Genomic DNA, 20,112 nt, shown 5'->3' with positions numbered 1-20,112 from the left:
CTATGGCGATCCGTCTCATGCCGCCTCCTCCCGTGCGGCGGCCGCGCGCTGGCCGAAGACCTCCTTGGCCGCGAACAGACCATTGAGAGCCGCCGGAAACCCGGCATAGACCGCCATCTGCATGATCACTTCAGTGATCTCGTCGCGGGTCACGCCCACATTGAGTCCGGCCTCGATATGCACCTTCAGCTGCGGGGCGGCGTTGCCGAGCGCTGTCAGCGCGGCGATGGTCGCGATCTCGCGGGACCGAAGATCGAGGCCTGGCCGGCTGTAAATGTCGCCGAAAGGGAATTCGAAAATGTAGCGGGCGAAATCGGGCGCGATGTCGGCAAGTGCCGCGACGACCTTGTGGCCGGCCTCGCCGTCGATCTCAGCGAGCGCGCGCTTGCCGCGCTCCAATCGGCTTTCGCCGGCGTTCGGGGAGAGCTGTGTCACAATCCTGCATCCTCTGTTCAAGGCCGGGATATCCGGCGATCTTGGTGTCGAGGACGAGAAGGCAGGCCTCCAGATCGGCAAGGTGAGCGCGGACACGCTCACGATGCTCTTCCAGAAGCTCACGACGCTCGCTTTCCGTTCCGACGCCGCGCTCCCGCAGGGTTGCGTAGCGCAGCATCTCCCGGATCGGCATTCCGGTCGTCTTCAGGCGACCGAGAAAATCGATCCAGCGCAGGATCGATGCGTCGTAGTCACGGTGGCGCGATCCATTCCGGTCGGCATAGGGCAAGAGCCCGATCCGCTCGTAATAGCGGATGGTGTGCGCGCTCAGTCCGCTACGCTTGGCCAGTTCACCGATCTTCATGAGCACCCGCTCTCGTCACGACGCATCGGAGGCTAGGGGTTCGAGCGCACTCTCAGTCAAGCGGCTTGTTGAGCAGGCTTTCCGTGACGACGTCGCGACCAGGGGAAGCAGAACCTGTGCGGCAGGCGCTGATCGATTTTCTCGCCGCCGGTCAGGCGCGGCTTCGCGAACGCTTCGAGCGGGCGAAGGCCGAGGGCGATCTGCCGGAGGCGGCCATGACGGTTCAGGCCAAGGCCGGGTTCACCTGCGAGATGCTGGAGGACGTCGCCGAGCAGGCCCTTTCGGCATGGCCAGCGAGCGCGTCCGCTCCAGCCAAGACCTGACCTGCCGGAGACTGGGTCGGCAATGACACGGAGCCTCCGGCGCTTCTCAGGGCGGGCAGCGCGCTGCGGATATGATCGCCCAGCGCTTTTGCGGCAGATGATGGCCGTAACTCGGCGAACTCCAGGGCGATTCCGATCGCCGGAAGCGGCGGCAATCCGGCCGTGACGACATGGAGATCCGGCGGGACGGCCGTCTGGGTCAGCACGCTGATGGCCTGGCCGGAACGGGCAATGGCGATGAGCCCCGCCAGGCTGTTGCTGGCGAAGGCGACCCTATATCGCCGATCGGCCGCCCGCATCGCGTCGCAAGCGGCCCGGTGATCGAGCGTCATCGGGGCGGACAGCGCCAGCGGGAGGACGGGTTGGTCGAGGATGCCCGGCTCGGCCGCGTCCGCGACCCAGACGAAGTTTTCCCTGCGGATGACCTCGGCGCCGGCCGGGTCCGGCAGCGATACCAACGCCATCTCGATCTGGCGACGATGCAGCAGCGGGCGCAGTTCCGAGGTCGGTGCACAGACCATGCGCAGCTCGACGTCGGGATGCAGCGCGCAAAAGCCGCGCAGCAACTCGGGCAGGAAGGCGATCGAATAATCCTCGGGACAGCCGAGGCTGACCGATCCCTTCAGCCCGGTCCCGCGCATATCGGCGAGGATGTCGTCATGCCTAGCCAGGAGAGACTCGGCATGCGCCAGCAGCTTTTCGCCGGCGGTGGTCAGCCGCACGCCCGATCCGCTGCGATGCAGCAGAGGTTGCCCCGTCAGCGCTTCCAGGCGCTGCATCTGCATGCTCAAGGCCGACTGCGTCCGCCCGACCTGCGCGGAGGCGACGCTGATCGAGCCCGTGTGCGCGATGACAGCGAAGTTCCTGAGCAAGGCGAGGTCGAGCGTCCGCATGGGGCATCAAAATAATCGATATCGGCTTGAAAGACTATCAATTTGCGCAGTGCAGCACGCGCGGATAACCATTCCGGACAGCCATTCTTCGAGGTGATGCCATGTCGCTGAACGCCGATCCCGCCTTCTGGGCCGCCGCGAACACGCATCTGACGCGCTATGGGCCCGACTTCGAATCGATCATCGTCGAGCGGGCCGAGGGCAGCTTCGTCTACGATGCCGATGACCGTGCGATCCTCGACTTCACCTCCGGCCAGATGAGCGCCGTGCTCGGCCACACCCATCCCGACATCGTCGCGACGGTGGACCGGCAGATGCGCTCGGTCGCCCATCTTTTCAGCGGAATGCTGTCGCGCCCGGTCGTCGACCTGGCCTCGCGTCTTGCCGCGCTCGCTCCCGGCCTCGACCGCGTACAGCTCCTCACCACCGGAGCGGAATCGAACGAGGCCGCCATTCGCATGGCCAAGCTCGTCACCGGCGGGCACGAGATCGTCGCCTTCGCGCAGAGCTGGCACGGCATGACGGGCGCGGCCGCCTCCGCCACCTACAGCGCCGGCCGTAAGGGCTATGGACCGGCAGCCGCAGGCTCCTTCGTCATTCCGGCGCCCAATTCCTACCGCCCGCGCTTCACGCATCCGGACGGCTCGAATGACTGGCAGGCCGAGCTCGACGACGCCTTCAAGCTGATCGACAACCAGTCGACCGGCAATCTCGCCGCCTTCATCGCCGAGCCGATCCTATCGAGCGGCGGCATCCTGGAACTCCCGCCGGGCTATCTCGCCGCGTTGAAGCGCAAATGCGAGGAGCGCGGCATGCTGCTGATCCTCGACGAGGCGCAGACGGGCGTCGCCCGCACGGGCGACATGTTCGCCTTCCAGCGCGATGGCGTGACGCCCGACATCATGACGCTGTCGAAGACGCTGGGTGCCGGCCTGCCGCTCGCCGCGGTGATGACCACGGCGGCCATTGAGGAGAAGGCGCATGAGCGCGGTTTCCTATTCTACACGACCCATGTCTCCGACCCGCTCCCGGCCGCAGTCGGCGTGACGGTGCTCGACGTGGTCGAGCGCGACGGGCTGGTCGCCCAGGCGGTGGCGCGCGGCGAACGACTGCGCAGCGGGCTGATGTCGCTGCAGCAGAAATTCGAATGCGTCGGCGATGTGCGCGGCCGCGGCCTGCTGCTCGGGCTGGAAATCGTCACCGATCGGCAGACCAAGGCGCCGGGCTTCGAACTCGGCGCGAAGGTCATGGAAGAGGCCATGCACCGGGGACTCAGCATGAACATCGTCAAGCTGCCCGGCATGGGCGGCGTATTCCGCATCGCGCCGCCGCTGACGGTCTCGGATGCCGAGATCGATCTCGGCCTGGACATCATGTCGGATGCGATCGACGCCGCGCTCGGCACACACTGAGCCCGGCGCTTCCCTCTAAATCGTGGAGAAGCGGAAGACCGAGACGTGTCGATAGGTCTGGCCCGGATCAAGCCGCGATGACGGAAAGTCGGGCCGGTTCGGCGCGTCGGGCCAGAGCTGCGGCTCCAGGCAAAAAGCATCCGACTGGCGATAGAGCCGGCCGGACTTGCCCTTGACCGTGCCGTCGAGGAAATTGCCGGAATAGAACTGGAGGCCCGGCTGGTCCGTCAGCAGCTCGAGCATCCGGCCAGAGGCCGGATCGACCACGCGCGCTGCGAGCAGCGGCGCAGGGGCTCGCTCGTTGCCCAGCACGAAGCAATGATCATAGCCGCGCGCCAGCCGCAATTGCTCATGAGCCTCGCGGATGCGACCGCCGATCGGTTGCGGCGACCGGAAATCGAAAGGCGTGCCGCCCACCGCCATGGCTTCGCCATGCGGGATCAGCCCGGCATCGATCGGCAAGACGTGCTCGGCAAGGAGCGTCAGCTCATGGTCCAGCACGTCGCGGTGCTCCGCGACTCCGCCGAGATTGAAGAAGCTGTGATGGGTCAGGTTGACGACCGTCGGCCGGTCGGTCGTGGCCTCGAAGGAAAGCGTCAGCTCCTGCGCGGCGGTGATCCGATAGGTCAGCCGCGTGGTCAGCGTGCCGGGAAAGCCGTCCGCGCCATCGGGGCTGACATGCCGGAGCGTGACAAAAGGCTCCGGCCCTCCCCCGACAGCCTCGACGGCCCAGAGCGCCTGGTCGAAGCCACCGACGCCGCCATGCAGGGCGTTGCCGCCGTCATTGGCGGATAGCCGGCAGCGGACATCGTCGAGCGTGAAGGCAGCCCCCGCGATGCGGTTGGCGTAGCGCCCGATGCTCGCGCCGAAGAAATCGCGCCTCGCCAGATAGGGCGCGAGCCGGTCATGACCAAGCACGATATCGGCGATCTTGCCCGCGCGATCGGGCACATGAAGCGCCTGGATCGCGGCGCCATAGGTCATGATCGCGACCTCGAAACCATCGGCCCCGCGCAGAAACAGGCGCTCGACCGCACGCCCATCGGGCAAGCGGCCGAAGACGTCGCGGATGATGGGTCCGGATGCTGCGACAGCACTCATGCTGATCCTCCACGACTCGACGGGCGCCGTCCGGGAACCACATCATAGGCTGTGAGGCCCCGCCGCAAGATCAGCCGGCCCGCAGAGCCTTCGGCAGCCCGCCCGGTGCCAGGCCGACCGACTCGCGCAGGATCAGATCGAAAGGCAGGATCTTGCGCAGCGGCGCCGGCTGCGCGCCCTCGATCAGATCGATCAGCATCATGGCAAGCGCCTCGCCCGCATGGCGGATGGAGGTCGCGGTCGCGGTCAGCGGCGGTACGAAATCGCCAGCGTTGATGCCGCGCACGCCGTCGTCGTGACACACGACGGAGATGTCTGCTCCGACGCGAAGCCCGTGCTCGGCGATCGCGCGATAGACCCCGCGCGCCTGAAACACCGAGCCGCAGAGGAAGGCCGTGGGCGGCTCCGGGCCGTCGAGACGGCGCATCGCGGTCTCATAACCGGTCACCTCGGTCATCGAGACGAACTCGATGGCATCGGGTTTGGGTGTCAGGCCACGCGCCGCGAAGGCGCGCAGGAAGCTTCGCGCGCGCGCCGCGACATAGCGGAACCGTTCGAGCCCGTTCACCACCACGATATTGCGGTGGCCGTGGTCGAGCAGCAGCGTGGTCAGGCGCTCGAAAGCCGCGTCGTTGTCGGTATCGACGAAGGAGAAGGGTTCGCTGACCTCGCTTCGGCCATGCACGACGAAGGGCAGCCCGAGCCGGTTCAAAAGCGCGATGCGGGGATCGTCGACCAGCGGCCGCGTGATGATGACGCCATCGACGGTCTTCGACGCGGCGAGCTTGCGCAGGACAGCCGCCTCGTCATCCTCGAACGGCGCCAGCAGCAGGCTGTAATTGCGGCGCGTCACCACCGTCGAGATGCCCGACAGAACCTCGACGAAATTGGTCTCCGGCAGTTGCAGCCGCTCGAGCGGGAAGACGAGCCCGATCGCCTCGGCCCGGCCGGTCGCGAGGCTCCGTGCGCGGGCATTGGGCCGGTAACCCATCGCCTCAGCGGCAGCCGCAACCCGGCTGCGGGTCGTCTCGGGGATGCCGGGATGGGCGCGCAGGGCGCGGCTGACGGTCGATTGCGACAATCCGAGTGCGATCGCCAGCGCTTTCAGATCAGGCGCGGCCTTGTGCAAGCGCTCGCTTTCGCTACCCCTGCCCTCGTCGCTCGTCTCGTCCTGCGCCTTGACGCGGTCCATCGCTCAGCTCGTTGCGCTGCAGATTGGCATCAGAGTTATCCCCGCCTCACAGTGTTGACAAACACCACATGCGGCATAGCATGCAAGCGCTTGCACAAGAATGCCAGGCACACAAGAACGCTGGGCAACAGCGGGCACTCCGAGGAGGTTTTGATGAACTTGATGACGATCACCCGTCGTTCGTTGCACAGGCCGCTTGTGGCCGCGGCCCTGGCCCTCGGCGTTCTCGCCGGCGGCGCCGGTCGCGCCCAGGCCGTCGAGATCCAGTACTGGCAATATGTCTTCGACACCCGCGTCCAGGCGATGACCGAGGTGATCAAGCAGTTCGAGGCTGAGAACCCCGGCATCACCGTCAAACAGGTCACCTTCCCCTATGCCGACTACCAGACCCGTCTGATCGCGGCCAAGGCGGCGGGGCGCAGCCCCGAGGTGATGCAGCTCTTCTATGGCTGGCTCGACACCTTCATCGCCGGCAAGCTGGTGCAGCCGCTCTCGAAGGAGGCGTTCAAGGACGCCGAGATCGAGAAGGACTTCTTCCCGATCGTCTCGGCGATGAAGCGCAATGGCGAGTATTACGGCCTGCCGACCGCGGTGCGCGCCATGGCGCTGTTCTACAACAAGGACCTGTTCCAGAAGGCCGGCCTCGACCCCGAGAAGCCGCCCAAGACGCTGGACGAATTTGTCGCGGCCGCCAAGGCGATTGCCAAGCGCGATGCCGGCGGCAACTACCAGCAGGTCGGCATCGCGCTCGACATCGCCCGGCAGGACCACAACTGGTGGCGCGAGATCCTCGTGCGCCAATATGGCGGCGAATCCTATTCCGAGGATGGCAGCAAGGTCGCCTACAACACCGAGGCCGGCGCCAAGTCGCTGGAGTTCTACACCAGCCTTCAGAAGGTCCATCGCGTCGGCCAGGAGAGCTTCATGGATGAGGGCCAGGCCGCCTTCCGCGCGGGGCTGGCCGGCATGGTCGTCGACGGCACCTTCCGCGTCGCCTCCTACAAGACGATCCAGTCCTTCAAATGGGGCGTCGCCGAACTGCCGACCGTGGACGGCAAGAAGGCCAATTTCGGCAGCTATTTCGCCAATGCCATCGCGGCCTCCGCGACCGGCGAGAAGAAGGCCGCGGCTGAGAAGTTCCTGCAGTTCATCTCGTCCGAGAAGGCGATGAAAGTCTGGCTCGAGAAGGTCGGCGAGTTGCCGGCGCGCCGCGCCGTGGCGATGACCGACGCCAACGTCAACGACCCGATCTACGGCCCCTTCATCCGCGCCCTCTCCTATGCCTCGACGCCGCCGATGGTCGATGAAGCGCAGCAGCGCCAGGTCTCGATCGACATGATCAACGGCGTCCTGCTCAAGGATATCCCGATCAAGGACGCGCTGAAGGTCGCGGCCGATCGCGAGCAGGCGATCCTCGACAAGTTCAAGGCCAAGTAAGGCGGCCATCATGACCGCGGCGACATATCGACCCCCGGGCACGGGCTCGGGGAGCGCCTGGGGGCGGCTGCCGATCTCGACCAAGCAGATCATCTGGGCCTGGGCGTTCCTCGCGCTCCCGGTGATCTTCTTCACGGTCGTGCGCTTCTATCCGACGATCGAGGCCTTCTACATCTCGGTCACGGACTGGGACCTGCTGAACGAGGCCAAATTCGTCGGCCTCGACAATTACCGCCGGCTCTTCGCCGATCCGGTGTTCTGGCAGGTCTTCCGCAACACCTTCGCCTATCTGATCTTCGGCACGCCGATCGCGATCGTGCTGTCCTTCGCCATCGCCTATTACCTCGACCGGGTGACGGTCCTGCACGGCACGATCCGGGCGCTCTACTTCCTGCCCTATCTGACCACGGCAGCCGCAATGGCCTGGGTCTGGCGCTGGTTCTACCAGCCGGTGCCGATCGGCGTGATCAACAGCATGCTGGCCTCGGTCGGCCTACCGACGCAGCCCTTCCTGCGCTCGATCGAGCAGGCCCTGCCGGCGATCATGGCGACCGCGATCTGGGCACATCTCGGCTTCCAGATCATCATCTTCATGGCCGGCCTGCGCGCCATCCCGACGAGCTATTACGAGGCGGCGCGCATCGACGGTCTCGGCGAGGGCGCGATCCTGCGGCGCATCACGATTCCCCTGCTGAAGCCGACCACGGTCTTCCTCGTGGTGTTTTCCTCGATCGGATTCCTGCGCATCTTCGATCAGGTCTACAACATGACCAGCAACGACCCCGGCGGACCGCTGAACTCGACCAAGCCGCTGGTGCTGATGATCTACCAGACCGCATTCTCGTCCTACCAGATGGGCTATGCGGCGGCCCAGACCGTCGTGCTGTTCACCATCCTGTTCACCATCTCGATGGCGCAGCTCTGGATCCTGAGGAGCCGCTGAGATGGTCGATCAACCCGCCCAGCCCGCACGGCGCCATTCCAACATCCGGCCCGGCCGCATCGTTGCCTGGACTGTGCTCTTCCTCGGCGGCGTCGTGATGATGACGCCGCTCCTCTTCATGTTCTCGACCTCGCTGAAATCGGCGGGACAGGTCTACGATCTCAAGCTGATCCCGACCGATCCGAGCTTCGCCAACTACATCAAGGTGCTCTCGGACGGACGTTTCAGCCGATGGTTCCTGAACTCCGTCGGCATCGCTACAATCGTCACCCTATCCTGCCTGTTCTTCGACAGCCTCGTTGCCTACACGCTGGCGAAGTTCCGTTTTCCCGGCCGGCAGGTGGTTTTCCTGGCGATCCTCTCGACGCTGATGATCCCGACCGAGATGCTGGTCATTCCCTGGTATCTGATGGCGAGCAAGCTCGGCTGGGTCGACACCTATTGGGGCATCATGTTCCCCGGCCTGATCACCGCCTTCGGCGTCTTCCTGATGAAGCAGTTCTTCGAGACCGTGCCGGATGATTTCCTCGAAGCCGCCCGGATCGACGGGCTCAACGAATTCGCGATCTGGTGGAAGGTCGCCCTGCCGCTGGTGACGCCGGCTCTCTCGGCACTGGCGATCTTCACCTTCCTGGGCAACTGGACGGCCTTCTTCTGGCCGCTGATCGTGACCACGGATTCCGCGCTCTACACGCTGCCGGTGGGCTTATCGAGCTTCGCCGTCGAGCAATCCATCCAGTGGGAGCTGATCATGACGGGGGCCTCTCTCGCGACGATCCCGACGCTGATGATCTTCCTGTTCTTCCAACGCTACATCGTGCGCGGCGTCATGCTCGCGGGCGTCAAGGGCTAGACGGCTTCAAGGGCAAGAGATGGGCATTCTGCAGGCCAACGACCACACGCGCTTCCCCGATCCGGTCTATCGGGCGACGGTGCTCAAGCCGCTCTTCGACGGTGCCAGGCTCCACCATGCCGGGGCGCTGCGCGAGATCGACCGGGCCCATCTGGTCATGCTGGTCGAGACGGGAATCCTGGACGCCGCCCAGGGCGCGGCGATCGCCAACGCCCTGCTCGCCATGGCCCGCGAAATCGACCCCGCCGCTCTGGCCTATGGCGGCGATGTCGAGGACTATTTCTTCTACATGGAGCGGGAGCTGAAGGCCCGCGCCGGCACGGATATCGGCGGCCGGCTGCACACGGCGCGCTCGCGCAACGACATCGACCACACCTTCCTGAAGCTCGGCTTCAAGCCCCGCATCGACGGCATGCTCACTGCCTGTCGCGGGCTTCTGGCAGCGCTGATCGCGGTGGCGAAGCGCGACCGCGATGTGCTGATCGTCGCCTACACCCATGGCCAGCCGGCCCAGCCGACGACCCATGGCCATTATCTCGCAGCCATCATCGAGGTGCTGATCCGCGACATGGAGCGGCTGGAGGCGGCCCGCCAGATCGTCGATCTCTGCCCGATGGGCGCGGCCGCCATTACCACCTCTGGCTTCCCGATCGACCGGCACCGCGTCGCAGCCCTGCTCGGCTTTTCGGCGCCGCTGCAGAACGCCTATTCCTGCATCGCCGCGACGGATTACCTGACTTCGGTCTACAGCGCGATCTCGCTGATCTTCCTGCATCTCGGCCGGGCGGTGCAGGACTTCCAGTTCTGGTCGAGCTTCGAGGTCGGGCAGCTCTATCTGCCCAACGCCTTCGTGCAGATCTCCTCGATCATGCCTCAGAAGCGCAATCCGGTGCCGTTCGAGCATCTGCGACATCTCTCCAGCCAGGCGGTGGGCCGCTCGCGCGCCGTCATCGACGTGATGCACAACACGCCCTTCACCGACATGACCGACAGCGAGGCCGACACCCACGAGATGGGCTACCAGGTCTTCGATGTCGGCCATCGCGTGCTCGACCTGCTCACCGCCACGATCAGCGCGGGCCGGATCGACCCCGAGCGGGTCGCGGTCAATCTCAGCCGCTCCTGCGCCACCATCACCGAACTCGCCGACTGGCTGGTGCGCAGCGAAGGGCTCTCCTTCCGCCTCGGCCACGAGATCGCGGCGGACGTTGCACGCGGCGTGGTGGCGATGGCCGGCGATCTGCCCAGCGACGGCTATCCGGTCTTCCTGAAAGCCTTCGAGCACCATGTCGGCCGCAAGCCCGCGGCCGATGCGGCGGAGTTCGCCCGCATGGTCTCGCCCGAACATTTCGTCAGCGTCCGCGACCGCTTCGGCGGCCCTGCTCCTGCGGCCATGGACGCAGCGCTGGCGGGCTACGATGCGGCGCTGGCGGGCTTCGAGACACGCGCCGAGGCATCGAGGCAGCACGAGGCCGACGCGGCCGCTGAACTCGACCGCCGCATTCTCGACATCGCACGAGGCGGATGATGGCCAGGATCGAACTCGACAAGATTTCCAAGCGCTACGGCAATATCGCGACCGTCCACGGCATCGACCTGACCATCGAGGACGGCGAATTCGTCGTTCTCGTCGGCCCCTCGGGCTGCGGAAAATCGACGACCCTGCGCATGATCGCCGGGCTGGAGGCCATCTCCGGCGGCACGCTGCGCATCGGCGGCGAAGTGGTCAACAATCACGAGCCCAAGCACCGCAACATCGCGATGGTGTTCCAGAACTACGCGATCTACCCGCATCTGACGGTCGCCCAGAACATCGGCTTCGGGCTCTACACCTCGAAGCTCTCCAAGGCCGAGAAGCAGGCGCGCATCGCCGAGACCGCCAAGATGCTCGGCCTCGAACCCTATCTCGAACGGCGGCCGGCGGCGCTGTCCGGCGGCCAGCGCCAGCGCGTCGCCATCGGCCGAGCGATGGTGCGCGATCCCGTCGCCTTCCTGTTCGACGAGCCGCTCTCCAATCTCGACGCGCAGCTTCGCGGGCAAATGCGGCTGGAGATCAAGCAACTGCACCAGCGCCTGCGCAGCACGATCGTCTTCGTCACCCATGACCAGGTCGAGGCGATGTCGCTCGCCGACCGCATCGTGGTGATGCGCGAGGGCCGGATCCTGCAGGTCGGCGCGCCGATGGAGCTCTACAACCGCCCCGTCGACATCTTCACCGCGCGCTTCATCGGCACGCCGGAAATGAACATGATCGACGCGACGGTCACCAATGCCGGCTTCGACGCAGGCCCGAACAACCCCGCGCTGCGCCTGACCAGCCTCCCGGCACGAACCGACGCCGGGCGCGCGGTCGTGCTTGGCATCCGGCCGCAGGAACTAACCCTGTTGACCGATGGGCAGGACGATTTCCCGATCAGGATCGAAGGCAAGGTCCGCGTCGCCGAACCGCAGGGTCCGGAGACCTTCGTGCTGGTCGACCTGCCGACCGGCCACATCGTCGCGCGGGCTCCCGCAACCACGATCCTGCGGCCCGGCGACAGCGTCGCATTCGGCGCCCATCCCGACAGCCTGCGCATCTTCGACAAGGCGAGCGAAAGACGGGTTGCCTGAAGCTGCCGCTGCAGCCGCCAGCTGGCACAAGCGATTGGTGGGCCGGGCCGGACTCGAACCGGCACCGGCGCTGTTATGAGCAGCGAGCTCTAACCATTGAGCTACCGGCCCGCACTCCGCGTAACACCGCCGGAGCCGGTCAAGCAAGGCTCCACCCGTCGAAATGCGAAGGCCCCGCCGTCCTGCGACGGCGGGGCCTGAATATGGAAAGCTAGCTGTATCCCGCGAGCAGGCCGCCAGCGCCTCAGGCGGCCCTGGCGACCGGCTCTTCGTCCGCGACATGGCCCTCGCGGAAGCGGAAGCGGGCGATGTGCTCGCTGAGCGCGCGGGTCTGCTCGTCGGTGAGCGCCAGCGCCGCATTGGTCTCCTCGACCAGCGCCGCGTTCTGGTGCGCCATCGTGCCGATACCGTCGATCTCGGTGTTGATCGCCGAGACGTCGCTGGCCTGGTTCTTCGCCGTCAGCGAGATGCCGTTCATCAGCCCGGTCAAGTCGTTGACCGAGGACACGATCGCCTCGAACATCGCAGCCGTTTCCTCGACCAGCCCGACGCCGACCTTGACGTCGCCATGGGCGGCCTCGACCAGCTTCTTGACGTCGTTGGAGGCGTCGGCCGAGCGCTTGGCCAGGCTGCGCACCTCGGTCGCGACGACGGCGAAGCCGCGCCCGCTATCGCCGGCGCGCGCTGCCTCGACGGCCGCGTTCAGCGCCAGCAGATTGGTCTGGAAGGCGATCTCGTCGATCATCGCGATGACCTCGGAGATCTTGTTGGAGGAGGTGCGGATGCGCTGCATCGCTTCGAGCGCGGAGGCGACCACCTTCTCGCCCTGTTGGGCCTGGCTCTCGGCGCCTTCGGCCATGCCGGTCGCCTGGGCGGCTTCCGACGCGGTCTTCTTCACCGTACCGGCGAAGGCGCCGAGCTGGTTGGTCGCCATCGAGACGGCATTGCTTTCCTCGCTGGTGCGCTGGGCGAGATCGGTGACGCCGTCGAGGATCTCCGTCGTGGCGCTGCGCACCGCCGTGACCGTCTCGGAGAGCTTGGCAAGCGTACTCTCGAACTCGTCGGCAAGGCCGTTGGTGCCGTGCTTCAGCTCGGCGAAGGCGCCCTGGTAGATGCCCTCGACGCGGGTCGAGAGATGTCCGGCTGACAGCTCCGCCAGCACATCGCAGGTCTCCTTCAGCCCGCCCTGCACCGTCTCCAGCAATTCGTTGACCGATCCGGCGAGCGCGTTCAGCTCGGCATCGGCGAAGTTCGCCTGAACGCGACGGCTGAAATCGCCGGCCGCGGCGGCGGCGACGACCTCGCCGAAGGCGGCTCCGAGTTCAGCCATCATCTCGCGGCGCTGACTTTGCGCCAGAGCGTCGTCCTCGATCTTGGCCGCTTCGGCGGCGCGCAGCGCCACGGCGTTGTCGCGGAAGAGCAGCACGCTCTTGGCGATGTCGGCAATCTCGTCGTTGCCCTTCGCATCGACGACGGTTTCGAGCTGGCCGTCGGCGATGGCGCGTGTGGCCGCCCAGAGCCGGTTGAGGCGGCCGACGATCACTGGCCGGACATAGAACAGCGAGAGAGACAGCGCGATCAGCAACGATCCGACACCGATAGCGCCCAGCCACATCTTGCTCTGCTCGATCAGGGTCGCCGTCGAGGCGCTGGCCGCGACGGCCTCGCCGCGGGCGCCCTGAACCAGCGTCTCGACCTGCCCGCGCAGGGCCACCGCCGCACTGTCGACCTCCTTCAGGCCACGCGCGATGGCCTGCTGCGTGGTGAGATCGCGCTGGCGAATACTGACGACGCCGTCGCTGCCCTCACCGACCTTGATGACGGCGTCGACCGCTTCGTTGCGGACTGCGCTCGGCAGGATCTGGTTGGCGGCCGCCAGATCCCCACGAATGTTAACGAGGCTGGCCTTGACGCGAGCGCTCGCCACCGTCAGGCGTGCCTGATCTGGAATCTGTGCGGTCTCGCGCAGCGTGCCGACGAGTTCGTTGACCTGCGCCTCCAGCTTGCGCACAAAATCAAAGGACGGAAGCTGGCTGCTGCCGAGGGTCGTCACCGCCGCCTCCAGTTCGGCCCCGGCGAGACCCTTGAGGCTCTCGATCCCCATCGAGAGGCCGAAGCGCGCCTCCTCGCCTTCGTAGCCGACAACGCCCGTGAAGCCGCCGGCCGCCTTCGACAACCGTTCAAGCGTTGCATTCATCGCCGCCACGTTGCGCAGCCTCGCGCCGGTCAGATCGTTGATTTCGTTGATATGGCGCGACAGCTCATCCACCGCGGTCTGGGTCGGCTTCATGTTCATGCCGCTCAGCGAACCGATGCGGCGGATCAGGTCGAACTGGCGAGCCTCGATCCTGTCGAGCTCATTGGTCAGGGACGCGCGCTGCTGGACGTTCTCGACATCCATGAAGCGCGGTGCAAGCGCCGTTGACTGCGTGGCTGCCTGGGACAGCTCCAGAGCGAGCTCGACCATCGGCATCTTCTGCCCGACAAGCTCCTCGACGGTTCGGCCGATCCGGCCATAGGACAACCACGCCACGCAGGAGGCGACGATGGTCAGGGCGGTCATCAGCCCCAGCGCCGCATAGATGCGGGCACCGATACCGATGCGCGCCGTCTTGCGCTGGCGGGAGGGCTTGGTGGCCTTCGTCATCGATGCTCTCCGAATGCGCCACGACACATAAGGCAGCACACTGGTGCGAGGCATGCGCGCCGGCCACAGGCCATCGACCGCGCAAAACCGGCTGTCCTCGCCGCGCGACACGGCAAACGACAGACAAGCCCCCGAACCGGCCCGCGCCTCAACCTGCCGGTCAGCGAGATCCTTGTTCGGATTCAAGATCGGTCAAATGCGCTTAAAGAACGCTTAAGCCAGCGGATTCTTCTGAATCACCGGAGCGGAAGGCGGCTTCATCTCTTGTTAGGATACGGCTTGAGGTACGGCCGGCCGGCGACCAGATCGGCTCAGTCTTCGGGCGGCTTCGGGACGGGCCGCGGCCGCCCCTCCTCGTCGATCGCCACGAAGGTGAAGGTCGCATCCGTGACCTTCTCGTGGATCGTTGTGCGGAAGCGCCGCGCCCAGGCCTCGACATGGATCTTCATCGAGGTGCGCCCGACCGCCTCGACCTCGGTATAGACGCTGAGCACGTCGCCGACCTTGACCGGCCGGATGAAGGTCATCGCATCGACCGCGATGGTGACGACGCGCCCCTGCGCCCGGTCGACGCCGGCGATGCCGCCGGCCGCGTCCATGCGCGACATCACCCAGCCGCCGAAGATGTCGCCATTGGCGTTGGTGTCGGCCGGCATCGCATTGATGCGAACCGTCAGGTTGCCGCGTGGTGCCTCGTCACGGGCAACTCCGGCTTCGGTCGTCATTGGCTCTCCCCCTCATCGTTTCCCCGACATTGGAGCATGGCCCGAGGCGCGTCCGCCAGACCGAAACGAACAGCGGCCAAGGCGTGGTGCTCACGCCGCGCCCAGTTCCTTGCGCACCAGGGCTGCGCCCGCCGCCAGCGCCGCGAGCTTGCCATAGGCGACCTCGGAGGTCATCGGCGCGAGCCCGCAATTGGTGCAGGGATAGAGCTTTTCGGGCGCCACGAAGGCGAGTGCGGCGCGGATCGTGGCAGCGACCTCCTCGGGCGTCTCGATCGCTGTCGAGGCGACGTCGATCGCGCCGGCCATCACGTCCTTGCCGTCGAGCAGCTTGATCAGGTCGAGCGGTACCTTCGAGTTGCGGCACTCCAGCGAAACCTGGTCGATCGAGCTATTGGCGATCGCCGGAAAGGTCTGCTCGTAATGGCGCCACTCGGCACCGAGCGTCGCCTTCCAGTCGTTGTTGGCCTTGATGCCGTAGCCATAGCAGATATGGACGGCGGTCTTGACTGTGAGGCCCTGCGCGGCGCGCTCCAGGCAGGCGATGCCCCAGTCCGGGACCTCCTTCATATAGACATTGAAGGCCGGCTCATCGAACTGGATCACGTCGACGCCGAGCGCCTGAAGCTCATGCGCCTCCTCGTTCAGCACGGCGGCAAACGCCATGGCGAGGTCTTCTCGCCGGCCGTAATGCTCGTCGGCGATCGTATCGACGATCGTCATCGGGCCGGGCAGCGTGAACTTCAGCTTGTGGGTTGTGTGGGCGCGGGCGGCCTGCGCCTCCATGCTGTGGACCGGCCCCTTGCGGTGGATCGCGCCGGTCACGGTCGGAACCTCCGCGTCGTAGCGGTTGTTACGGATGCCCATGATCGTCTTCTTGTCGAAATCGATCCCGCCGAGATTGGCGAGGAAGCCATGGACGAAATGCATCCGCGCCTGCTCGCCGTCGCCGACGATGTCGATCCCGGCATCCTCCTGCAGCTTGACCGACAGGATGGTCGCATCGCGCCGGCCCTCCTGCAGGGCGATGCCCTCGAGCTTCCAGGGTGCCCAGAGCCGCTCGGACTCGGCAAGCCAGGTCGGCTTGGGCAGGCTACCGGCGATGGTGGTCAGGAGCATGGACTTAATCCTCGGGCGGCTTGTGCGGGCGGCTTGTGGTTGCGCCGACTTCTGACGTGCCGCAGGCTGGCGTCAAGCCCAACGAGAACAAGGAAACATCAATGACGCCTTGCACGGGAAGTCCCGTCAGGCGGCCGTCGGAGTCGAATGCTCAGGCGTCTTCCGCCTTGCCCGCATCATCAGCCAGCAGACCACGGTCAGGTTGACGAGGTTCCAGGCCAGCCCGTTGAGGAAAGCGGCGCGATAGGAGGCGAAGGCGTCGAAGATCGCGCCCGAGACATAGCCGCCGAAGGCCATGCCGAGGATCGTCGCCGACATCACGATGCCGATGCGCATCCCGGCCTCGCGCGCCGGCAGGTATTCGCGGATGATCACCGCATACATCGGCACGATGCCCCCCTGGAACAGGCCGAATATGCCGGTGACGATGAACAGCGAGGTCAGCCCGTCGAACCAGAGATAGAGGAAGAGCGCCAGCCCCTGCATCAGCGAGCCCAGCGCCAGCGTCGCCGCCCCGCCGATCCGGTCGGCAACGAAGCCCGAGCCGATCCGGCTGATGATGCCTAAGCCCAGCATCAGCGACAGCATCTCGGCGCCGCGCGCCACGCCGTAACCGAGGTCGCCGCAATAGGCGACGAGATGGACCTGCGGCATCGCCATCGCGACGCAGCAGGAGAAGCCCGCGACGGCCAGCAGCCACTGCAGTTGATTGGCCGAGAGGCCGAGATCGCCGCGTGCGCCTGCGCTCGCGGCCTCGTCGGCCGCGATGCTCTCGGCCGAAGGCCGGCGACGGAAGAAGGTGGCCAGGGGCAGCATGATGACGAGCACGGCGATGCCGATGCCGATATGCGTCGCGCGCCAGCCATGATGAGTCAGGCCCCAGGTGATGACCTGTGGCCAGATCACGCCCGCGATATAGCTGCCGGAGGCACCGAAGACGACGGCGAGCCCGCGATGCCGGCGAAACCAGTGCGAGAGGTCGGCGATCAGCGGCGCGAAGCCCGCGCCGCCGCCGACCCCGATCAGCAGCAGATGGACCAGCGCGAACTGCCACAGCGTCTGCGCCATGCCGGCCAGGATATAGCCGGAGCCGAGCAGCAGCGCGCCGAGCACGATCGGCACGATGATGCCGTAGCGATCGGCGACCCGGCCCATGGCGATGTTGCCGAAGCCGAAGCCGAGCATCACGCAGGTATAGGGCAGCGCCGCGCCGGCCCGCAGCGTGCCGAACTCGGTCTGCACCGAGGGTAGCACCACGACCACCGACCAGGTGCCGACGCAGGCCGCGGTGCCGACCAGCAGCGACACCGCCAGCCGCAGCCACGCATAGGATGAATCGGGTGCGTAGCGGGCGGCATCCGGCCCGACAGGCGCTGTCTCGACGACCATGTTTCCTCGCTCGCCGCTTCTGTGGAGCGGTTTTCTCTGAAACGAGGCTTAGGCGGCACGATCCCCCTCGACAAGCCTTGCCACCGCAGGGCGGCACGGCCTTCAGCGTGTGTCGGGCTCGGCTGAGGCACTCACGCAGAGAGGTGCCACCGCAGCTTCGCCGCCAGCAAGCACGAGCGCGATGAGGCCCGGAAAGCGCGCCTCCAGCTCCTCCCGCCGGAGCCGGTTGGAGCGCCCGTTCCCGAGATCGGTCTGCCGGATCAGGCCGGCCTCGCGCAGGATTCGGAAGTGGTGGGTCCGCGTCGCTTTCGAGACCGGCAGGCCGAAGCTGTTGCAAAGCCGTGTGCCGTCCTGGGCCTCGCAGGCCAGGATCTGCACCACGCGCCGGCGCAGGGGATCGGCCAGCGCGGCGAAGATCGCGCCCAGCTCCATGTCCTCGACAAAGGGGTGCCCTTCGGCGTCAGGCATCGTCACAAGCTCCAAAGGTACGATTTACATCATACCTGGATCGATCCTATCCTGCAGCCGTGATGACATGGCCGGCCGTTCTCAGCCAGCTCCCATGCAACGCTTTCGGAGACGATGACGATGACGCAGGCAAGGTCGGTGCAGCTGCACGGCTTCGGTGGGGCCGAGGTGATGAAGGTCGAGACGATCGACATCGGAGCCCCGGCGGCGGGCGAGGCCCAATTGCGGCAGACCGCAATCGGCTTCAATTTCATCGACATCTACCAGCGCAGCGGCGTCTATCCTCTGCCGACGCCGACCGGGCTCGGCTTCGAGGCTGCCGGCGTGGTCGAGGCGGTCGGGTCAGGCGTGACCGCGCTCAAGCCCGGCGACCGCGTCGCCTATATGAACGCCGGCGTCGGTGCCTATGCGGATCGCCGCAACGTCGCCGCTGACAAGCTCGTGGTTCTGCCCGACGCGATCGGTGACGAAGCGGCAGCATCGCTGCTCTTCAAGGGCATGACGGCGCAATATCTGTTGCGGCGGACCTATGCGGTCCAGCCCGGCGACCTGATCCTCGTGCATTCGGCCGCCGGCGGCGTCGGGCAAATCCTGAGCCGGTGGGGCAAGGCGCTTGGCGCCGAGGTCGTCGGCACCGCAAGCTCGCCGGAGAAATGCGAGATCGCCAGACAGGCCGGCTGCGCGATTGCGATCGACTATTCGAAGCCCGGCTGGCCGGAAGCCCTGCTCGCGGCGACCAGCGGCCGCAAGGCCCGCGTGGTCTATGATGCTGTCGGCAAGGACACGCTGCTGCACTCGCTCGATCTGACCGCCCCCTTCGGTCTGGTGGTCTCCTATGGCGCGGCCTCGGGTCCCGCCCCCGCGATCGCGCCTGATCTGCTCAACAAGAAGGGCTGCCTGTTCCTGACCCGCCCCTCGGTCTTCCCGCACAATGCCGACCCGGCGACCTTCCGCGCCAATGCCGCCGACCTCTTCGCGGCGATTGCGGACGGCAAGGTCAGGATCGACATTGGAGCGCGCTTCAAGCTCGACGACATCGTCGCGGCGCACAGAACGGCCGAAGGCCGCGCCACGACCGGCGCGATCGTCATCCAGCCCTGAGCCCGAGCGACAAGACGCGCTCCGACCGTCAGGGCGCGTCTGTCCAGGCTCCGTCCAGCTCAGGCCGCAGCCCGGCGTTCGTGGCGGCCCTCATTGACCTCCTCGATGATCTTGGCGACGAAGGCGGGAAGATCACCGGGATTGCGCGAGGTCACGACGCCGTTGTCCGCTACAACGGTGGAATCCTCCCACTGCGCGCCAGCATTGATCATGTCCTGCCGGATCGTCTTGTAGGAGGTCAGCCTGCGCCCCTCGGCAATGCCGGTGTCGATCAGCAACCAGGGCGCGTGGCACACCGCCGCCACGACCTTGCCCTGCTGGAAGAAGGTCTTGATCAGGCTCAGCGCCTTGGGATTGCCGCGCAGCGTGTCAGGGTTCATCTGCCCGCCGGGCAGGACGATGGCGTCATAGGCGTCGGCACTGACCTCATCGAGCGTCCGGTCGACCTTGACGGCCTTGCCCCAGTCCTTCTGATCCCAACCCGTGATCTCGCCGGCCTCGGGCGAGGCGACATGGACGGTCGCGCCGGCCTCTTTCAGCTTGGTGTGGGGGATGTCGAGCTCCGACTGCTCGAAGCCGTTGGTGGCGAGGATGAGAATGCTCTTGCCTGCAAGACTGCTCTTGGCTGCAGGGCTGTTCGTCGTGAATACGGCGCTCATGGGCAGCCTCCTTTTTCCGGGGATGATGCCCGGAAAAACCACCAAGCCCGCGAAGCGTTCCCGGACGAAAGGTCGCGCCTACCGCCGTCGCGGCTACCGGAACACCGCCTCGCCCTGCTGATCGACGAGCTGCTGGCCCTTGACCAGCGTGAAATCGGCAGCTTCGGCGACGCCGGGGAAACGGTCGGCGCGGACGAAACGATGGCTCTTGAGTTCGCCGTCGACCGTCTTCTCGACGAGGCCACAGAGCTGCCACTGGCCGCCCTCCTGATAGGGCGTCGCATGGATGGTGAAGCCGTTATGCTCGATGCTCTTGACCGGGCCGGCCGGCTTGTCATCCGCCGCCTTGCGGCCGCCGAACAGGGATTTCAGGAAGGACATCGGGCTTTCTCCGGCGCGAGATGCAAGGGCGGCAGGAGAACTACCCGCCCTTGCCGTTGATGC

18 protein-coding genes, 1 tRNA gene and 1 pseudogene are annotated in these 20,112 nt (G+C 66.2%); 7 read left to right on the top strand and 13 right to left on the bottom strand.

Annotated features, from left to right (window positions below; genetic code table 11):
• Window positions 1-15: 15 nt before the first annotated feature.
• The 3 genes and pseudogenes from AC1DYU_RS08370 to AC1DYU_RS08360 form a co-directional block, all read right to left on the bottom strand.
• Window positions 16-399, bottom strand: coding sequence for a carboxymuconolactone decarboxylase family protein (locus AC1DYU_RS08370; protein ID WP_476791219.1), 384 nt, complete (start codon window positions 397-399; stop codon window positions 16-18).
• Window positions 371-799 carry a MerR family transcriptional regulator gene (locus AC1DYU_RS08365; RefSeq protein ID WP_476791218.1) on the bottom strand — a complete coding sequence of 143 codons (429 nt, stop codon included), beginning with the start codon at window positions 797-799 and terminating at the stop codon, window positions 371-373. The genes AC1DYU_RS08370 and AC1DYU_RS08365 overlap by 29 nt, the downstream gene beginning before the upstream one ends.
• A gap of 370 nt (window positions 800-1,169) precedes the next feature.
• Window positions 1,170-2,056: pseudogene (locus AC1DYU_RS08360) on the bottom strand (LysR substrate-binding domain-containing protein); the annotation flags it as partial.
• A 60-nt stretch (window positions 2,057-2,116) separates the two neighbouring features.
• Between AC1DYU_RS08360 and AC1DYU_RS08355 the strand changes: the two are divergent.
• Window positions 2,117-3,427, top strand: coding sequence for an aspartate aminotransferase family protein (locus tag AC1DYU_RS08355; RefSeq protein ID WP_476791217.1), 1,311 nt, complete (start codon window positions 2,117-2,119; stop codon window positions 3,425-3,427).
• Window positions 3,428-3,442: 15 nt separating this feature from the next.
• Here AC1DYU_RS08355 and AC1DYU_RS08350 read toward each other — a convergent pair whose 3' ends face one another.
• Entirely contained in the window at window positions 3,443-4,528 is a 1,086-nt protein-coding gene (locus AC1DYU_RS08350) for an aldose epimerase family protein (protein ID WP_476791216.1), read from the bottom strand.
• A gap of 70 nt (window positions 4,529-4,598) precedes the next feature.
• Window positions 4,599-5,720, bottom strand: a complete 1,122-nt coding sequence (locus AC1DYU_RS08345; RefSeq protein WP_476791215.1) for a substrate-binding domain-containing protein — start codon at window positions 5,718-5,720, stop codon at window positions 4,599-4,601.
• A gap of 153 nt (window positions 5,721-5,873) precedes the next feature.
• Between AC1DYU_RS08345 and AC1DYU_RS08340 the strand changes: the two genes are divergently transcribed.
• Genes AC1DYU_RS08340 through AC1DYU_RS08320 form a run of 5 tightly spaced genes read left to right on the top strand, consistent with a single transcriptional unit; the run spans window position 5,874 to window position 11,563 of the window.
• Complete coding sequence (locus tag AC1DYU_RS08340; RefSeq protein WP_476791214.1) at window positions 5,874-7,157, top strand: extracellular solute-binding protein; 1,284 nt, start codon at window positions 5,874-5,876, stop codon at window positions 7,155-7,157.
• A 10-nt stretch (window positions 7,158-7,167) separates the two neighbouring features.
• Window positions 7,168-8,100: a carbohydrate ABC transporter permease gene (locus AC1DYU_RS08335; RefSeq protein ID WP_476791213.1), complete on the top strand. Its 933-nt coding sequence runs from the start codon at window positions 7,168-7,170 to the stop codon at window positions 8,098-8,100.
• 1 nt (window position 8,101) lies between these two features.
• A complete protein-coding gene (locus AC1DYU_RS08330) occupies window positions 8,102-8,953 on the top strand; it encodes a carbohydrate ABC transporter permease (RefSeq protein ID WP_158484703.1) in 852 nt (283 codons plus the stop codon).
• 19 nt (window positions 8,954-8,972) lie between these two features.
• The gene (locus AC1DYU_RS08325) at window positions 8,973-10,481 is read left to right on the top strand and encodes a lyase family protein (RefSeq protein WP_476791212.1); all 1,509 of its coding nucleotides are present in this window, start codon (window positions 8,973-8,975) and stop codon (window positions 10,479-10,481) included.
• Window positions 10,481-11,563 carry an ABC transporter ATP-binding protein gene (locus AC1DYU_RS08320; RefSeq protein WP_476791211.1) on the top strand — a complete coding sequence of 361 codons (1,083 nt, stop codon included), beginning with the start codon at window positions 10,481-10,483 and terminating at the stop codon, window positions 11,561-11,563. Before AC1DYU_RS08325 ends, AC1DYU_RS08320 begins: the two co-directional genes overlap by 1 nt.
• 35 nt (window positions 11,564-11,598) lie before the next feature.
• Here AC1DYU_RS08320 and AC1DYU_RS08315 read toward each other — a convergent pair.
• The 6 genes from AC1DYU_RS08315 to AC1DYU_RS08290 all read right to left on the bottom strand — a co-directional run bounded on the left by AC1DYU_RS08315 (window position 11,599) and on the right by AC1DYU_RS08290 (window position 17,908).
• A tRNA-Ile gene (locus tag AC1DYU_RS08315) sits at window positions 11,599-11,674 on the bottom strand.
• Window positions 11,675-11,807: 133 nt separating this feature from the next.
• The gene (locus AC1DYU_RS08310; RefSeq protein ID WP_476791210.1) at window positions 11,808-14,210 is read right to left on the bottom strand and encodes a methyl-accepting chemotaxis protein; all 2,403 of its coding nucleotides are present in this window, start codon (window positions 14,208-14,210) and stop codon (window positions 11,808-11,810) included.
• A 311-nt stretch (window positions 14,211-14,521) separates the two neighbouring features.
• Window positions 14,522-14,935: an acyl-CoA thioesterase gene (locus tag AC1DYU_RS08305; RefSeq protein ID WP_158484699.1), complete on the bottom strand. Its 414-nt coding sequence runs from the start codon at window positions 14,933-14,935 to the stop codon at window positions 14,522-14,524.
• Window positions 14,936-15,025: 90 nt separating this feature from the next.
• Window positions 15,026-16,051 carry a methionine synthase gene (locus tag AC1DYU_RS08300; RefSeq protein WP_476791209.1) on the bottom strand — a complete coding sequence of 342 codons (1,026 nt, stop codon included), beginning with the start codon at window positions 16,049-16,051 and terminating at the stop codon, window positions 15,026-15,028.
• Between the two features lie 126 nt (window positions 16,052-16,177).
• Entirely contained in the window at window positions 16,178-17,440 is a 1,263-nt protein-coding gene (locus AC1DYU_RS08295; RefSeq protein WP_476791208.1) for an MFS transporter, read from the bottom strand.
• 102 nt (window positions 17,441-17,542) lie between these two features.
• The gene (locus tag AC1DYU_RS08290; protein ID WP_476791207.1) at window positions 17,543-17,908 is read right to left on the bottom strand and encodes an ArsR/SmtB family transcription factor; all 366 of its coding nucleotides are present in this window, start codon (window positions 17,906-17,908) and stop codon (window positions 17,543-17,545) included.
• Window positions 17,909-18,022: 114 nt separating this feature from the next.
• Between AC1DYU_RS08290 and AC1DYU_RS08285 the strand changes: the two genes are divergently transcribed.
• Complete coding sequence (locus AC1DYU_RS08285) at window positions 18,023-19,009, top strand: quinone oxidoreductase family protein (protein ID WP_476791206.1); 987 nt, start codon at window positions 18,023-18,025, stop codon at window positions 19,007-19,009.
• A gap of 59 nt (window positions 19,010-19,068) precedes the next feature.
• Here the strand turns inward: AC1DYU_RS08285 and AC1DYU_RS08280 are convergent, their stop codons facing one another.
• Both AC1DYU_RS08280 and AC1DYU_RS08275 read right to left on the bottom strand, forming a co-directional pair.
• A complete protein-coding gene (locus tag AC1DYU_RS08280; RefSeq protein WP_476791205.1) occupies window positions 19,069-19,668 on the bottom strand; it encodes a type 1 glutamine amidotransferase domain-containing protein in 600 nt (199 codons plus the stop codon).
• Window positions 19,669-19,761: 93 nt separating this feature from the next.
• Complete coding sequence (locus tag AC1DYU_RS08275; protein ID WP_476791204.1) at window positions 19,762-20,049, bottom strand: HlyU family transcriptional regulator; 288 nt, start codon at window positions 20,047-20,049, stop codon at window positions 19,762-19,764.
• Window positions 20,050-20,112: the final 63 nt, after the last annotated feature.

The organism is Allobosea sp. P2_B12, from assembly GCF_056404835.1.
The sequence above is the reverse complement of the archived record's forward strand: the minus strand, read 5'-3'. Positions and strand labels throughout refer to the sequence as shown.

What these genes read in the sequence shown, in the direction of transcription:
- AC1DYU_RS08365 (WP_476791218.1), bottom strand. Translation starts at nt 799, where the DNA reads ATGAAGATCGGTGAACTGGCCAAGCGTAGCGGACTGAGCGCGCACACC.
- AC1DYU_RS08355 (WP_476791217.1), top strand. Translation starts at nt 2,117, where the DNA reads ATGTCGCTGAACGCCGATCCCGCCTTCTGGGCCGCCGCGAACACGCAT.
- AC1DYU_RS08350 (WP_476791216.1), bottom strand. Translation starts at nt 4,528, where the DNA reads ATGAGTGCTGTCGCAGCATCCGGACCCATCATCCGCGACGTCTTCGGC.
- AC1DYU_RS08345 (WP_476791215.1), bottom strand. Translation starts at nt 5,720, where the DNA reads ATGGACCGCGTCAAGGCGCAGGACGAGACGAGCGACGAGGGCAGGGGT.
- AC1DYU_RS08340 (WP_476791214.1), top strand. Translation starts at nt 5,874, where the DNA reads ATGAACTTGATGACGATCACCCGTCGTTCGTTGCACAGGCCGCTTGTG.
- AC1DYU_RS08335 (WP_476791213.1), top strand. Translation starts at nt 7,168, where the DNA reads ATGACCGCGGCGACATATCGACCCCCGGGCACGGGCTCGGGGAGCGCC.
- AC1DYU_RS08330 (WP_158484703.1), top strand. Translation starts at nt 8,102, where the DNA reads ATGGTCGATCAACCCGCCCAGCCCGCACGGCGCCATTCCAACATCCGG.
- AC1DYU_RS08325 (WP_476791212.1), top strand. Translation starts at nt 8,973, where the DNA reads ATGGGCATTCTGCAGGCCAACGACCACACGCGCTTCCCCGATCCGGTC.
- AC1DYU_RS08320 (WP_476791211.1), top strand. Translation starts at nt 10,481, where the DNA reads ATGGCCAGGATCGAACTCGACAAGATTTCCAAGCGCTACGGCAATATC.
- AC1DYU_RS08310 (WP_476791210.1), bottom strand. Translation starts at nt 14,210, where the DNA reads ATGACGAAGGCCACCAAGCCCTCCCGCCAGCGCAAGACGGCGCGCATC.
- AC1DYU_RS08305 (WP_158484699.1), bottom strand. Translation starts at nt 14,935, where the DNA reads ATGACGACCGAAGCCGGAGTTGCCCGTGACGAGGCACCACGCGGCAAC.
- AC1DYU_RS08300 (WP_476791209.1), bottom strand. Translation starts at nt 16,051, where the DNA reads ATGCTCCTGACCACCATCGCCGGTAGCCTGCCCAAGCCGACCTGGCTT.
- AC1DYU_RS08295 (WP_476791208.1), bottom strand. Translation starts at nt 17,440, where the DNA reads ATGGTCGTCGAGACAGCGCCTGTCGGGCCGGATGCCGCCCGCTACGCA.
- AC1DYU_RS08290 (WP_476791207.1), bottom strand. Translation starts at nt 17,908, where the DNA reads ATGCCTGACGCCGAAGGGCACCCCTTTGTCGAGGACATGGAGCTGGGC.
- AC1DYU_RS08285 (WP_476791206.1), top strand. Translation starts at nt 18,023, where the DNA reads ATGACGATGACGCAGGCAAGGTCGGTGCAGCTGCACGGCTTCGGTGGG.
- AC1DYU_RS08280 (WP_476791205.1), bottom strand. Translation starts at nt 19,668, where the DNA reads ATGAGCGCCGTATTCACGACGAACAGCCCTGCAGCCAAGAGCAGTCTT.
- AC1DYU_RS08275 (WP_476791204.1), bottom strand. Translation starts at nt 20,049, where the DNA reads ATGTCCTTCCTGAAATCCCTGTTCGGCGGCCGCAAGGCGGCGGATGAC.